Consider the following 14,265-nt stretch of genomic DNA (forward strand, 5'->3'; position numbering starts at 1 on the left):
CCACGCCTCAGATGTCGAGGTTCGCGACCGACAGGGCGTTGTCCTGGATGAACTCGCGGCGCGGCTCGACCTCGTCGCCCATCAGCCGCGAGAACAGCTGGTCGGCGTCGGTGGCGTCGGCGACGCGCACCCGCACCAGCGTGCGCGCCTCGGGGTCGAGCGTCGTCTCCCAGAGCTGCTCCGGGTTCATCTCGCCGAGGCCCTTGTAGCGCTGCGTCGCAATGCCCTTGCGGCCGACCTCGAAGACGGCGAGCAGCAGTTCCACCGGCCCGGCGATCGGGCGCTCGGTGTCCTTGCGCCGCAGCACCGGCACGCCGCCGTCATAGACCTCGGCGAGCCGCGGCGCGTGGCGCATCAGCTGCAGCGCGTCGGCCGAGTGGATGAGGCCGGCGTCGAGGACGCGCACCTCCTTCACGCCGCGCACGGTGCGCTGGAAGCGGTAGCCGCCGTCGACGGCTTCGCCCTCCCAGCCGCGCTCGGTCTCCTCGGCGATGAGGTCGAGCCGTTCGGCGACACGCTCGGCCATCTTCGGGCCGTCCTGCGGATGGTCGGCGATCTCGGCCGACAGCGCCCCGAGGATCGCCGCCTGCTCGACCACCGAGCGCTCGTAGCGCGAATGCAGCCCCGACAGCACCTGGCGCACCGCAAGCGCGTCGTCGACGACCGCGCGAAGATCGCGGCCGGTGCGAACCTCGCCGTTCGCCAGCGTCAGCGCCGCGTCCTCGAGCCCGCCCTCGATCAGGTAGTTCTCCAGCGCCTTCTCGTTCTTGAGATACTGGCTCTGCTTGCCGCGCGTCACCTTGTAGAGCGGCGGCTGCGCGATGAAGACGTGGCCGCGCTCGATCAGCTCCGGCATCTGCCGGAAGAAGAAGGTGAGCAGGAGCGTGCGGATATGGGCGCCGTCGACGTCGGCGTCCGTCATGATGATGATCTTGTGGTAGCGCAGCTTGTCGGCGTTGAACTCGTCCTTGCCGATCGAGGTGCCGAGCGCGGTGATCAGCGTGCCGATCTGGTCGGAGCCGAGCATGCGGTCGAAGCGCGCCCGCTCGACATTGAGGATCTTGCCGCGCAGCGGCAGGATCGCCTGGTTCTGGCGCGAGCGCGCGCCCTTGGCCGAGCCGCCGGCGGAATCACCCTCGACGATGAAGATCTCGGACTTCGCGGGATCCCGCTCCTGGCAGTCGGCGAGCTTGCCGGGCAGCGAGGTGATGTCGAGCGCCCCCTTGCGCCGCGTCAGCTCGCGCGCCTTGCGCGCCGCCTCGCGCGCCGTCGCCGCCTCGACGACCTTGGCGACGAGGACCTTGCCCTCCTGCGGATGCTCCTCGAACCAGGTCGACAGCGTCTCGTTGACGAGACCCTCGACCACCGGGCGCACCTCGGAGGAGACCAGCTTGTCCTTGGTCTGCGAGGAGAATTTCGGGTCCGGCACCTTCACCGAGAGGACGCAGGTCAGCCCCTCGCGGCAGTCGTCGGAGGTGAGTGCCACCTTCTCCTTCTTCAGCGAGCCGGAGGCCTCGGCATAGCCGGTGACCTGGCGCGTCAGCGCGCCGCGAAAGCCCGTCAGATGCGTGCCGCCGTCGCGCTGCGGAATGTTGTTGGTGAAGCAGAGGACGGTCTCGTTGTAGCTGTCGTTCCACCACAGCGCCGCCTCGACGGTAATGCCGTCCTTCTCGCCGGAGAGCACGATCGGCTCGGCGATCAGCGGCTTGCGGGCGCGGTCGATGTAGCGCACGAAGGCCTCGAGCCCGCCCTCGTAGAACAGCTCGATCTTCTTCTCGTCGGCCGGCCGCTTGTCCGTCAGGATGATCCGGACGCCCGAGTTCAGGAAGGCGAGCTCGCGCAGCCGGTGCTCCAGCGTCGCATAGTCGAAGCTCGTCACGCCCTTGAAGGTCTCGAAGGACGGCAGGAAGGTGATCGACGTGCCGGTCTCGTCCCCGGCCTCGCCGGTCACCTGCAGCGAGCCGTTCGGCACGCCGTGGGTGAAGGAGAGCTCGTGGATCTTGCCCTTGCGCTTGATCTTCATCGACAGCTCGGAGGACAGAGCGTTGACCACCGAGACGCCGACGCCGTGCAGGCCGCCGGAGACCTTGTAGGAGTTCTGGTCGAACTTGCCGCCGGCATGCAGCTGGGTCATGATGACCTCGGCCGCCGAGACGCCCTCGCCGGTGTGGATCTCCGTCGGGATGCCGCGGCCGTTGTCGGTCACGGTGCAGGAGCCGTTGGCGTTCAGCGTCACGGTCACCCGCGTCGCATGGCCGGCCAGCGCCTCGTCGATGGCGTTGTCGACCACCTCGTAGACCATGTGGTGCAGGCCCGAGCCGTCGTCGGTGTCGCCGATATACATGCCAGGACGCTTGCGAACGGCGTCCAACCCCTTGAGAACCTTGATCGAATCCGCGCCATATTCGGCGCCGGCGGCGGGGTTTGTCTCGGGAACTGCTGACATGATATTCCTTCGCTCGAGCCGGCCGCGCTGATCGTCCGCGAATCGGCGGTATTCCGGCTTCTTATATAGGGGCTCACAGCGTGCGGCGAAAGCGCCGGACGCCCGTCCGGATGCTGTCCCGCAGCCGCCCGCAAACGCCCCGCTTCCTCTCGCTGACACGCTTCAAGGGCCATCCGATGACGCACGCGCCGAGCCTCGACGCCTTTCCCTTCCACGCCCGCGACAAGCTGCGCTATTCCGACACCGACCAGCAGGGCCATCTGAACAACGCGGTCTTTGCGACCTTCTTCGAGACCGGCCGCGTCGAAATCCTCTACGACCCCCAGCGCCCTGTGCTGCCGGAGGGCACGTTCTTCGTCGTCGCGCGCATCGCCATCGACTTTCTCGCCGAGGTGCGCTGGCCGGGCGAGATCGCGATCGGCACCGGCGTCGCCGGCCTCGGCCGCAGCTCGATCCGCCTCACCCAGGCGCTGTTCCAGAACGGCAAGCCTTGCGCTGCGGCGGAATCGGTCGTCGTGCTGATGGATGCTGCGACACGGCGCCCGGCGGAGATCCCCCCGGAGATGCGCGAGCGGCTGTCGGCGTATCTCGTTAAGGCGGAGGATGCAGGAGACTGACTCAGCACGCTGCGGGTCGGCGAGAGCGCTGGATTACGAATAGGTGGCAAACGCGCGACCATCTGCTGGTCAAACGTTCAAAGTGCCGCGCACACCGATCCAGTACCTGCGCCGTTCAGCGACATCTTCCGGAGAACAGTTCTCGATTGCAGCAAAAACCACCGAGAGCCCTTTTTCGCGTGCCTCGACAACCTGGCGGTGAATCTTCCGGAATCCGTCGGGATTGGTGGAGCTGTATGGCTCATGGTTTCGGAGCTGTCGGAACCTCTTCTTGTAGTTCTTCAGCCGCTTACGGATCGTAGTTTCCTTTGACGTCGCGATGTAGGTGCCGGTCTTCTCGATCCGCCACTCGAATATCCCTGGACGGTCGAGATCAATCCCGACCGGTGTCTCGTCTTCGAACCAATGTTCAGCCTCATCGGCAGGCATGGCACCAACCTCTGTGCGAAAAGCTCCACGTCGTCGCAGCCGGTCGACGCTGCGCATCGATGTCACCATATCCAAAACTGATTTCTGTTTCGAACGGGTTGTCCTAGCTGATGTCAATGACGAACAACGAAACCCTCTCGTCGCCCACTGGAGCCGGCTGGCCGCACGCATCCGCTCCCGCGCCGACCGCGTCCCGCCCCTTCCGCGCGCCGGCGCCGGTGCCGCATGCGACGCCGCTCGGCTTCGTCTCCTTCGTGCGGACCGCGACCAGCAACCCGATCGAGATCTGGGGCACGCGGGCGTTCAAGGAGCCCTATATCCGCGGCAAGTGGCTGGGCGTTCCGAACATCGTCGTCAACGACCCCGCCGGCGTGCGCCACTGCCTCGTCGAGAACGCCAGGAATTACGTCATGCAGCCGCTGCGCCAGCGCATCCTGCGCCCGCTCCTGCGCGACGGTCTCCTGACCGCCGAGGGCGAGCTCTGGCGGCGCACCCGCAAGGCGATCGCCCCGGTCTTCACGCCCCGCCACATCTCCGGCTTCACGGAGACGATGCAGGCGCGCGCGGCGCTCTTCGCCGAGGGCCTTGCCGCGCGCGAGGGCGGCGAGGTCGACATGGCGCACGAGATGGCGATGCTGACCTTCGACATCCTGCAGGAGACGCTGTTCTCCGGCGACATCGCCTCCGAGCCGCAGAGCTTCGCCCAGTCGACGCGGGAGTTCCTCGGCTCGATGGGCCGCGTCGACCCGCTCGACCTCCTCGGCGCGCCGAGCTTCCTGCCGCGCATCCGGCAGTTGAAGGGCAGGAAGTCGATGGCCTATTTCCGCAGCCTCATCGCCGAGACGATCGAGAAGCGCCGGGCGAAGATCGCGCGCGATCCGGAGGGCGCGCCGCACGACCTCCTGACCCTGCTGGTCAAGGCGGACGGGCTCTCCAGCGCCGAGATCGAGGACAACATCATCACCTTCATGGGCGCCGGCCACGAGACGACGGCCCGCTCGCTCGCCTGGACGCTCTACCTCCTCAGCCAGGCGCCGGACGAGCGGGCGCTGGTCGAGGCGGAGATCGACGCCGTCCTGCCGACGCTCTCCCATCCCAGCGAGTGGGTCGAGAAGCTGCCGCATACCCGTGCCGCCTTCGAGGAGGCGATGCGGCTCTATCCGCCGGCGCCCTCGCTGAACCGCACCGCCCTCGCCCCGGACCGCGCCGGCGACGTCGACATCCCCGCCGGCTCGACGGTCCTCGTCATGCCCTGGCTGATCCACCGCCACGAAATGCTCTGGGACCGGCCCGACCACTTCATCCCCAGCCGCTTCCTGCCGGAGAACCGCGACAGGATCGACCGCTACCAGTACCTGCCCTTCGGCGTCGGCCCGCGCGTGTGCGTCGGCGCGAGCTTCGCCTTGCAAGAAGCGGTGATCGCCCTCGCCCTCCTGATGAAGCACCTGCGCTTCGACTACGCCCGGCAGACCCCGCCTGAAGTCGTGCAGCGCATCACGGTGCAACCGGCGAACGGCCTGCCGATGCGGGTGCAGCGGCGGTAGGGACAGGCGCATGCGGGGCGGAACCGTCCGGAAGCGCCGGTGCTCGAGGGCGCGGCCGGCGCAGCCGGGCCTGCCGCTGGCCGACAGCATCTGGATCGCCCGTCAGAGCCCGGTCAGCCAGTCGGCCAGATACACGGTCTCCCGGATCCTCTTCTCCACGTCCGGCCGGTCGTAGAGCACCAGAAGGCCTCTCTCGCCGTCCCGCAGCAGCGGGCAGATCCCTTCCGGCTTCTCCTCGCTGTCGGGCCAGGAGAAGAGCCGCGTCGGCGTCTGGATCGAAGTGCAGGACCGTGGCGACCAGAGATAGAGGCGGAACATCCCGTGGGCGTCGCTGACCGGTCCCGCCAGGATCAGGAGGTCGTTCCCCCATCGCGCAAGGTCGCGGACGGCGAGGCCGTTCAGATCGAGGAAGCTGAGCTCGTAGCCGCGAAGATGAAACCTCGGCGACAGGTCGAGCGTGACGATGACGGCGAAGCTGTCGAGCAGCGGACCGCGCAGGCCGAGAAAGACGCGCCCGTCAACGACCGCCATTCCCTCGATGTCGAGGCCGTTCTCCTTGCTGGGCAGGTCGAGGAACGGGGCGAGGTAAGGGTCGTCCTTCAAAGCATGGCGCAGGCTGCCCTTGCGGTCGAACGGCAGAACGGCGTTGGACCGGGGCTGATGGTCAGGTCCGAGATCGAGCGCTGCGAGGATGTTCCGGCTCGGCCGGGCGCGGATGCTGTCGTTGAGGAGACCGGCGGCTTTCGGCTTGCGCCTGACGAGGCAATGCGAGCCGCAGACCCAGAGCCTGTCACCTACCAGATCGATCGATTCCAGGTCGCATTCGGCGCTCTTGCCGGCCCCCGGGATATCGTCGCACCAGTCGTCGAGCGGGATCTGCTCGGCGAGCACGAAGCCTGCTCCGGCTGCCCGCAGACACTCGACGGTGCGGCCCTCGTCCGACACGGTCCACAAGCGTTCGCTGTCTCCCGCGACGCCGGACAGGTTCTTCAGCAGATCATCCGTGGCTGCATCGCCGTAGTCCAGCGCGATCGCTGCAGATTGAAGGTCTGGCATCTCCACCTCCGCCAGCGACCGGCCGCAACCGGGCCCCCGCCGCCACATCGGATCAGATTACACCATATCTTCCGAAGGGGAATGGTGTGTTCAGCCTTGGGAAACGCGCTGGAAGCTTGATCTTGCGTCTCCCGGCGATCCCGCGCATAATGCAGGCTCGGGCATTTGCAGACCCGGAGTCTGGCAGACGGTTCCCAGTCGCATCCTTGCGGCCTTCTTGCCCGCCGATCGCAGAAATCGATCCGGTGCCTTTGCGAGCCGTCCCTTTCGCCGCCCTTTGTGAACCTCCGAAGCATCGGACGCCGGCGACCGCCGCCGTCCCCCGCATCGAGACCAGCGCGCCCGCCGATCGCGGCGCAGGATCGCCGCACCATCACGCAAGCGGCACAAGACTTAAAGGTAACCACGCCATGAGCCAGACAGGCACCGTCAAGTTCTTCAACGAGACCAAGGGTTTCGGCTTCGTCACGCCGGACGGTGGGTCGAAGGACGTGTTCGTCCACGTCTCGGCGCTCGAGCGCGCCGGCATCTCCTCGCTCCAGGAGGGCGACAAGATCAGCTTCGACACCGAGCCCGACACCCGCGGCAAGGGCCCGAAGGCGATCAACGTCCAGCGTCTCTAGAGGGCGCGGCGGCCGAGCCTCTACGGCGGATTTGCCTCGCCGGCCGTTTGACCATATCTAAGCGTCCGGAACGATCCTCGTCCGGATGCCTTCAGGAAGGAGTCCGGTCGATGGACAAGTCCGAAATGGCGCGCGAGCGCGCCGAAGCGCTGATGCCCGGACCGCCGGCCCGAGCCGAAAAAGGCTCGGCGGGCGTGATCATCGCGGCGGAAGCCAAGGCGACGCAGGAAAAGACCGCTCGGCTGAGAAAGCTGCGGCTCGAACGCGACGCCGCGACGCCGCCGGTCGAGGCGGCCCCGAAGCGGGCCGCTGCAAAGACCACGCGGTCCCGCAAGAAGGCTGCCGGCTGAGCCGAGCGAGACGCTCGTCAGCCGCCGCGCCGCTCCGGCTTCGGGAGCGGCCGCAGCCTGTCGGTATTGGCAACGGAAGCAGAGGGAGTCGCTTTGAAAGTCGACGTCAGAGACAACAATGTGGACCAGGCCCTGCGGGCCCTGAAGAAGAAGCTGCAGCGCGAAGGCGTGTTTCGCGAGATGAAGGCGCGCCGCGCCTATGAGAAGCCCTCGGAGCGCCGCGCGAGAGAGAAGCAGCAGGCGATCCGCCGCTCGCGCAAGCTCGCCCGCAAGCAGGCGCAGCGCGAGGGACTGCTCCCCGCCCCGAAGAAGCGCGCCTCGCGCTGATCCTGGAATTACGAGGCAGGCGACTGCCTCTCCGCTCGCCGCCGGCCGCCGATACGGTCGGCCGATGGCGAGTCATGGCCGGCTGTCCCCCGAGCGGGGCCGCCGGCCTTTCTGTATCGGCTGGCGAGCACGTTCCGCCTTCGGTCGCCGCAACGGCAAGGCAGCGACGCTCACGGCGGCCGGCGGCGTCTGCCGGCGTCAGTCGACCAGGGCGAAGATCAGCCCGAACACGATGATGAAGCCGGCGATGAAGGTGAGCAGCCGGATGAAGCCCAGTCCTTCAGCCGCGCCGAACATTCCTTCCCAGATCCTGTCGATCGTATCCAACCGTTCCTCCTGAACCAGGCGTCGCTGGGCCTCGGGCGTTGAGGCCGTCCGTCGCGCTTCCCGCGGCTCCTGGGCAGCAAATGTGCAGCGGCGGCCGACTGTCCAGTTCGTCTGCGTGATGGATCGGCCCGGCCGCTCCGCAAGACGACTGCGATCGGGATGAGATTCGTCGGACGACGAGGCCGCTGCCGAGCCCGCCGCGGCGTTGAAAGCCCTGTGCCGCAAGCATGTCCGGGGGTCGAAGAGGCATTTCCCGAAGATTCGAAATTCGTTCGCCTATGTTAACGACAGCAGGGAGTATGGCGACCTACCGTTAACAGACGGATCACCCGGCCGTGAATCTTCGGCGTTCCATGCCGTTCGCGACCGAATCCGATCGATGTCTCGTGCCGGGCCTGAGGCGGCCGATGAGGTTGGCGCGAGGCTGCTGAAACGAAGGGACATGAGCACCGGTCAAGAGAGACTCGGACTGCGGGACGACCTTCAACCTGCCGTTTTGTTTCTCGCGGTGCGTAACCGAGGAGACGTCAGCATGAATCACCTGTGGCAGTCCACCCCAGAGCGCGCGGCCGGCCCCGGCGAAGATGCGGTGAGCATCGTGCCCTCCCTGCTCTGCATCTCCAAGACCACCCGCGCCTTCAACGCTCTGACCCTCGCCGAGATCGGGCTTCATCCCGGTCAGGATCGCCTGCTCGACCGGCTCGAGGTGGACAAGCCGATCTCCGTTTCCGCCGTCGCGGACGAACTCGGCGTGCGGCCGTCGACCGTCTCGAAAATGCTGGACCGACTGGTCGACAAGCAGCTGATCGAGCGATGCGCGAATTCCTCCGACGCTCGCCAGACGATGGTCCGGCTGCTGCCGGAAGGCGTCAAGGCGCAGAAGGCCGTCCGCAACATCTGGCGCCGGATGGAAGAATACCTGACGACGACGATCCCGAGCGACGAGCTGGAAGCGATCAGCGTCGCACTGCAGCGCACCGACACCGTGCTGACGACGCGCCTGCGCCGCCTGCGATAGCCGCGGAGAAGCATGACGAGGCCACCGGCGCCGGTCGCAGCGCCCCTCGCCGTCGCTCTCCTCGCAGGGAGCCGGCGGCGACCCCGCGGGCGGAATATGGCGCCGGTGACGCTTGGCCGGGCGCCTTTTCCCCGGCGACGGACCCTCCAGTTTCTGGAACCGTGAACGCCCCAGGCGGTTGAGGCCGAGACGGCCGGGCCGAGATGCACGTTCAACTGCCCGGCGCTTACCGGCAGAAAGGCGCATCATGGTCCCCGACTGGCTCCACATCCTCTCCATCGTCTCACTGTGCGTCGCCGCGCTCTGCGCGATCTGGATTGCGCTCGACGAGAGGCGCGAGCCGCAACACATGGGCATCATGAACCTCGTCTGGCCGCTGACCGGGCTCTTCGCCGGGCCGCTCGCCGTCTGGGGCTACCTCACCTACGGCAAGCTCGCGACGCACAAGCGCATGCATCAGGCGATGCAGAACGACGAGGAGATGCCGAACAAGAAGTACACCCCCTTCCCGGCGATGGTCGCCAAGGGGGCGACGCATTGCGGCAGCGGCTGCACGCTCGGCGACATCGTGGCCGAATGGCTCGCCTTCTTCGTCCCGACGATCGCCGTCTGGCTCGGCTGGAAGAGCATCTTCCCCGACAAGATCTTCGCCGTCTGGATCCTCGACTTCATCGTCGCCTTCGGCTTCGGCGTCGTCTTCCAGTACTTCACCATCAAGCCGATGCGGAACCTCTCGCCGATGCAGGGCATCATCCAGGCGGTGAAGGCCGACACGCTGTCGCTGACCTCCTGGCAGCTCGGCATGTACGGCTTCATGGCGATCGCGCATTTCTGGATCTTCGCCAGCCTTCTGAACGTGAAGCTCGAGGTGAACAGCGTCGAGTTCTGGTTCATGATGCAGATCGCCATGCTCTGCGGCTTCGCCACGGCCTACCCCGTCAACTGGTGGCTGATCGAGAAGGGCATCAAGGAGAAGATGTGAGCCGCGGCCGGGGGACGTCCGGAACGGCCGCGCAGGGAACGGACCGCTACTCCTCCGCCCCTACGAGCCCGGGTCGGCCGCACCCGCTGTGAACGCTGCCTGCGCCTCCGCGTCGAGGCTTTGCGGCCGGTCGAGATAGCGGGCGGAGTGGTGCAGCGTGGTCATCCGCTTCGCCCCGGCCTTCGCGGCGAGTTCGCCGGCCTGGCGCGCCGTCAGGTGATGGCGGGCCCGGGCCTCGTCGGCATCCTCCTCGAGGAAGGCCGCCTCGATGTAGAGGTGGTCCGCCGCCGAGGCGAGGCCGACGATGCGGTCTATGTTTTCCGGCGTGTATGCGGTGTCGACGACATAGGCGATCCGTTGGCCCGGCGCGACATGGAGGGCGCCCTCCTTGAGGCGGCCGAGCGGCACGCTGCCGCCCGTGCCGACGTCGATCGGGTAGTCGTCGGAGGCGCCGGCGCGCACCGCCGTCTTCGCCGCATCGAGCCAGGGACCGACTTCCAGCCCGAGAGCCGTCAGCCCCTCCGTCCAGACATTCACCCGCAGCCGCTCCTGCAGGGCGAAGGCGAGGCAGGGCGTGGCGTGATCGAGCGTCACCGCCTCGACGACGAGATCGGCCTCGTCCAGCACGCAGCCCGGCGCGACCTCCGCCGGCTCCAGAGCACGTTGCCGGAAGGCATCCCGCGCGGCAAATTCGCTCCAGTTCTCCAGCCGGCCGTCGTGGAACGCCGCGGCGCGGATCCGGTAGTCCTGGAAATCCTCGCCGAGGAGGTTCCAGGTATAGGCGGCGAGCTTGCCTGCGATGCCGGCGACGAGCCCCGGCGGGCCGATCACCGTCAGCGTCCCCGCCCGATAGAGCTGCACGCGCAGCAGCCGGTCGAAGCCGATGAAATGGTCGATATGCCGGTGCGAGATGAAGACATGGCTGACCCGGGAGAGTTCGCGCCGGGAGAGCGGCGACAGATCACCGAGGTCGAAGAGGAAGGCTCTCCGGCCGAACTGGAAGTCGACGAACAGGCCGGGATCGGAAAACGGCTCGTTGACGAGCCGCGTCTGGACGAGGGCGCTCATGCCTCGGCAATCGCCGGAGCCGGCGGATGTTCCGGGACAAGCGGGAAGAAGCCGCCACCCGGACGGAAGGCCGGTGGCCGGAAGCTCTCGGTCCACGACCCCGGCGGAGGCTCTCCGCCGGAGCGTCCGCCTCTCGTCAGGCCTTCACCGGCAGCGGCGTGTCGGCGGCCTGCGCGGCGGGTCGAGCGTCGGTCACGTCCGGCGTGGTCTTCGCCGGAGCCGGAAGGGCGGCGGCAAGGCTTTGCGCCGATGCCGTCGCGGCCGGGGCGACGGCATCGCCGGCCGCAGGTTCCGCCGAGCCGACCAGCGGCGCGGAAGCGTCGTCCGCCGGGGCGAGGCGCACGACCTTGTAGCCGTGCGACTGCAGTGCCGCGAGGAACTGCGGCAGCATGGCCGCCGTGCGCCCCTGAATGTCGTGCATCAGGATGATGCCGTGCCCGCGCTTTTCCACGGCGGCCATGGCGCGGCCTTCCACCGTCTCCGGCGTGTCGCGGAAATAGTCCTTGGTGTCGATGTCGACGTCGATCACCGCGACGCCCTCGCCGGCGAGGCGGCTGCGCAGGCTCTGCGTGTCCGCGAGATAGGGAAAGCGGAAGAAGGGCGCCGGATGCCGCCCGATCGGCGCGAGCGCGTCGGTGACGGCGTCCTGGCCCTTGCGGATCTCCGCCATCGCCGCGTCGAGGCTCATCGTCTTCAGATTGGCGTGGCGATAGGTGTGGGTGCCGATCGTGTGGCCATGCTCTGCGACCTCGCGCACGAGTTCGGGATGGTAATGCGCCATCTCGCCGACCATCATGAAGGTCGCCCCGACGCCGAATTCGTCGAGCGTCTTCAGGATCTTCGGCGTCTTCCCGGGCATCGGGCCGTCGTCGAAGGTGAGCACCACCTCCTTCGGGCGGAGCGCGATGTCGGAGATGCGCGACACGGCGATGGTGCGCCCGTTCAGGGCCGAGTTCGACACCGGCTTGAACGACTGGAAGAGCGGGAAGATGTCGCTCTCCTTCTTCTCGCTGGCATAGCCGAGGGCGGTGACCGTCGCCTCGCCCGGACGCTTCAGCGCGAGATGGCCGGCCTGATTGCTGGCGCAACCGGCAAGGAGACTGGCCGCCAAGACGGCCAGACCAACAGAGCGAAGACGCATGGGAACGGGTCCGAAACGATTGCTGACGTTACGGTTCGTACCGCGTTAAGGTTAACGCCCGGTTGAGACCCCGGCGCTTCTCGCCCGCGCAACCGAGTTCCGCAACGTGCGTCGGCCACTCGCCGGCCTCGCCGTGATGACGAACCGGCCCCTCTTCGGCGCAGAGCTGAGGCGGGCGGGAGGCGTCGGCCGTCCCGCCCGGCCCATCAGGTCTTGGCGTTCCAGGCGGCGATCGCCTCCTTGAAGGCGCGATCGCCGGGGATGCCCTTCTCGATCGAGAGCAGCGCGCGGCGTCCGGTCGCATAGGCCAGCGGAATATCGATCCACTGCTGCCCCTGCAGGAGCGACAGATTGTTCTGGACGGCCTGATCCAGGTTGTTCAGCGCGATGATGAAGAAGTTGTCCGAGATCTTGCCGGCGACGCCGATCAGCGGCTCGCCGCGGGCCTGCTCGGTATCCTTCAGCGCCAGCCGCTGGACGTTGGCGATGCTGCCGCCGGAAAAGTCCTTCGGCACCTGGAACAGGAGCTCGATGACGTGGCTCGCGGGCAGCGTCGGATCGGTGTTCCGCTTGATCGTCATCGTCAGCTTGAGGTTCTCGTCGGGAATGTCCGCGACCGCGCGGATCGCGTCTTCCGCCGGCTGACCGTCCGAGGGCGGCTCCTTGACCACCGACCAGACGACGTTGCCGGTTTCCTGGGTGCCCGGCTTATCCTGGGTCTTTTCCTGGTAGAACACCGCCTTCTGCGCGACCTGCGGGGCGCCCTTGTCGGCCGCGGCTGCGGTCGCCGCCGCGTTACCTTGCGGCGTCGCGACGCCGGCCGGCGTCGCGACGCCGGCCGGCGTCGCGACGCCGGCCGGCGTCGCGACGCCGGCCGGCGTCCCGGACGCGGCTGCGGCGCCGGCGTTGGCGCCGGTATCGGGGATCGTCCCGCCGACGACGGAGGGGTTCTGGCCGATCTCGCTCTTCACCGTTGGCGTGCCCGATGTCTCCGGCGTTGCTTGGATCGGCGAGGCCGCGGCGACATTCGTCCCCTCGTCGAAGGCGTTCGGCGTCGGCTTGGCCGGCCCTTCGTCGACCTCCGTTCCATCGGGAAGCAGGCGCTGGGTGAAGCGGCGCGTCGCCGTCGCCGGATTCTCGCTGTCGGCGGCGGTGGTCGTCGCGGCCGCACCGTTGGAGGTGTTCGACGCGGTCGAAGATGCGCCGCTCGTGCCGGTATTCGCGGTCTTGGCGAGGTCGCCGAGGCCGTTGGAATCGACGAGGGTCGCCTGGATCTGGGCGCGGTAGATCCAGCCGAGCGTGCCGAGGCCGCCGAGGAGCAGGACGGCGACGCCGGCGACGATCGCGGTGCGGGCGCCGCCCCGGCGCGGCTGGCGCCGCGGCGCATAGCGCGGGGCGGTGAGGTCGGCCTCCGGGATCTCGGCATCGTCGTCGATGCGGATGTCGCGGGGAACGCGCCGCTCGTCATGGACCCGCGGCTCCGCGCGAAGCCGGCCGAAATCCACCGGAGCGTCCGCTTCGTCCGTCTGAGGCTCGCCGGCTTCCGACGGCACGATGAACGGCGCGCCGATCGCCGGACGATCCAGCGCTTCCGGTTCAGCCGTCTCGGCCGGAAAGAAGGGAGGCGGCGCCTGGCGTGCGGGGGCGGTCCTGGCAGTGCCCGGCTGTGCCGACGCGGGATTGGCCCGGCCCGGAGCCTCCGCCGCCTCGGCGATGGCGGCCGGAGAGCGCGGCGGGCCTTGCCGTCCGTCCGCCGCGGCGACGGCCGGGGCTTGGCGCGCTCCCGGATTCGGGCCCTCCGCCGGGCGGACAGTGGGCCTCGGCTGGGAGGGCGCCTGCGGCCGTGGCTGCGCGGCCGAACCGCCATTGCTGCCCTGCGGCGGCTGTTGCGGGGCGGCGGGCGAGGCCTTCGGCGCGGCAGCTGCGCCGTCGCCGGGGGCACGGGCCGAAGGCTGCGGCTGCGCGGGACGAGCCGGCTGACCGTTGCCGGAGCCGTTCTGCGACACGGGCCGCTCCACGGCCGGAGCTGCCGGAGCCGGACGCTGCGGCTGAGGTGCAGGACCGGGCTCACGGGCTGCCGCCTCGGCTTCGCCGCCACCGGCTGCGTCGCCGGCATAGTGCGCCTCGGTGCGGGCGATGGCGTCCTCGAGCGCCGACATGCGCGCGGCGACCACCGCCTCCGAAAGCGGCGGGTTGGCGGCACTGATCTGACGCTGGATGGCCGCGCGAGCCTTTTCGTAGACTCTTTCGCGCATCTGCGGCGTTGCTTGCGGCAGGCCGTCGATGGTCTTACGGAGAACGCCGCTCAAGTCCGCCATGGATCGCAGTCACTCACTT

At 68.3% G+C, this 14,265-nt stretch carries 14 protein-coding genes; 7 read left to right on the forward strand and 7 right to left on the reverse strand.

Annotated features, from left to right (window positions below; genetic code table 11):
- Positions 1-7: 7 nt before the first annotated feature.
- Positions 8-2,446, reverse strand: coding sequence for a DNA topoisomerase (ATP-hydrolyzing) subunit B (gyrB, locus tag AB5S17_RS13205; RefSeq protein WP_369240052.1), 2,439 nt, complete (start codon positions 2,444-2,446; stop codon positions 8-10).
- 110 nt (positions 2,447-2,556) lie between these two features.
- On the opposite strand from gyrB, the gene AB5S17_RS13210 reads away from it, so the two are divergent.
- Positions 2,557-3,063, forward strand: a complete 507-nt coding sequence (locus tag AB5S17_RS13210; protein WP_369240054.1) for an acyl-CoA thioesterase — start codon at positions 2,557-2,559, stop codon at positions 3,061-3,063.
- Positions 3,064-3,132: 69 nt separating this feature from the next.
- Here AB5S17_RS13210 and AB5S17_RS13215 read toward each other — a convergent pair whose 3' ends face one another.
- A complete protein-coding gene (locus AB5S17_RS13215; protein WP_369240056.1) occupies positions 3,133-3,549 on the reverse strand; it encodes a hypothetical protein in 417 nt (138 codons plus the stop codon).
- 59 nt (positions 3,550-3,608) lie between these two features.
- On the opposite strand from AB5S17_RS13215, the gene AB5S17_RS13220 reads away from it, so the two are divergent.
- The gene (locus AB5S17_RS13220) at positions 3,609-5,036 is read left to right on the forward strand and encodes a cytochrome P450 (protein WP_369240058.1); all 1,428 of its coding nucleotides are present in this window, start codon (positions 3,609-3,611) and stop codon (positions 5,034-5,036) included.
- Between the two features lie 102 nt (positions 5,037-5,138).
- Here AB5S17_RS13220 and AB5S17_RS13225 read toward each other — a convergent pair whose 3' ends face one another.
- Positions 5,139-6,092, reverse strand: coding sequence for a DUF3616 domain-containing protein (locus tag AB5S17_RS13225; protein ID WP_369240060.1), 954 nt, complete (start codon positions 6,090-6,092; stop codon positions 5,139-5,141).
- A gap of 410 nt (positions 6,093-6,502) precedes the next feature.
- On the opposite strand from AB5S17_RS13225, the gene AB5S17_RS13230 reads away from it, so the two are divergent.
- The 3 genes from AB5S17_RS13230 to rpsU all read left to right on the forward strand — a co-directional run bounded on the left by AB5S17_RS13230 (position 6,503) and on the right by rpsU (position 7,392).
- Complete coding sequence (locus tag AB5S17_RS13230; protein WP_369240062.1) at positions 6,503-6,715, forward strand: cold-shock protein; 213 nt, start codon at positions 6,503-6,505, stop codon at positions 6,713-6,715.
- A 110-nt stretch (positions 6,716-6,825) separates the two neighbouring features.
- A complete protein-coding gene (locus AB5S17_RS13235) occupies positions 6,826-7,065 on the forward strand; it encodes a hypothetical protein (protein WP_369240064.1) in 240 nt (79 codons plus the stop codon).
- Positions 7,066-7,158: 93 nt separating this feature from the next.
- Complete coding sequence (gene rpsU / locus AB5S17_RS13240; protein WP_369240066.1) at positions 7,159-7,392, forward strand: 30S ribosomal protein S21; 234 nt, start codon at positions 7,159-7,161, stop codon at positions 7,390-7,392.
- Positions 7,393-7,590: 198 nt separating this feature from the next.
- Here the strand turns inward: rpsU and AB5S17_RS13245 are convergent, their stop codons facing one another.
- Positions 7,591-7,719 carry a hypothetical protein gene (locus AB5S17_RS13245; protein ID WP_369240068.1) on the reverse strand — a complete coding sequence of 43 codons (129 nt, stop codon included), beginning with the start codon at positions 7,717-7,719 and terminating at the stop codon, positions 7,591-7,593.
- A gap of 442 nt (positions 7,720-8,161) precedes the next feature.
- Between AB5S17_RS13245 and AB5S17_RS13250 the strand changes: the two genes are divergently transcribed.
- Both AB5S17_RS13250 and AB5S17_RS13255 read left to right on the forward strand, forming a co-directional pair.
- On the forward strand, positions 8,162-8,737 hold the full coding sequence (locus AB5S17_RS13250) for a MarR family winged helix-turn-helix transcriptional regulator (protein ID WP_369240070.1): 576 nt from the start codon (positions 8,162-8,164) through the stop codon (positions 8,735-8,737).
- Between the two features lie 247 nt (positions 8,738-8,984).
- Entirely contained in the window at positions 8,985-9,719 is a 735-nt protein-coding gene (locus AB5S17_RS13255; protein ID WP_369240072.1) for a DUF4396 domain-containing protein, read from the forward strand.
- A 60-nt stretch (positions 9,720-9,779) separates the two neighbouring features.
- On the opposite strand, the gene AB5S17_RS13260 is transcribed toward AB5S17_RS13255, so the two are convergent.
- The 3 genes from AB5S17_RS13260 to AB5S17_RS13270 all read right to left on the reverse strand — a co-directional run bounded on the left by AB5S17_RS13260 (position 9,780) and on the right by AB5S17_RS13270 (position 14,237).
- Positions 9,780-10,787, reverse strand: a complete 1,008-nt coding sequence (locus AB5S17_RS13260; RefSeq protein WP_369240074.1) for a ribonuclease Z — start codon at positions 10,785-10,787, stop codon at positions 9,780-9,782.
- Positions 10,788-10,923: 136 nt separating this feature from the next.
- Positions 10,924-11,898 (reverse strand): polysaccharide deacetylase family protein, encoded by a 975-nt coding sequence (locus AB5S17_RS13265; RefSeq protein ID WP_369240076.1) that lies wholly within the window; start codon positions 11,896-11,898, stop codon positions 10,924-10,926.
- A gap of 236 nt (positions 11,899-12,134) precedes the next feature.
- Positions 12,135-14,237: a hypothetical protein gene (locus tag AB5S17_RS13270; protein ID WP_369240078.1), complete on the reverse strand. Its 2,103-nt coding sequence runs from the start codon at positions 14,235-14,237 to the stop codon at positions 12,135-12,137.
- Positions 14,238-14,265: the final 28 nt, after the last annotated feature.

Source organism: Jiella sp. M17.18 (assembly GCF_041027365.1).
In the GTDB taxonomy this organism is placed as follows: Bacteria; Pseudomonadota; Alphaproteobacteria; order Rhizobiales; family Rhizobiaceae; genus VKMB-3413.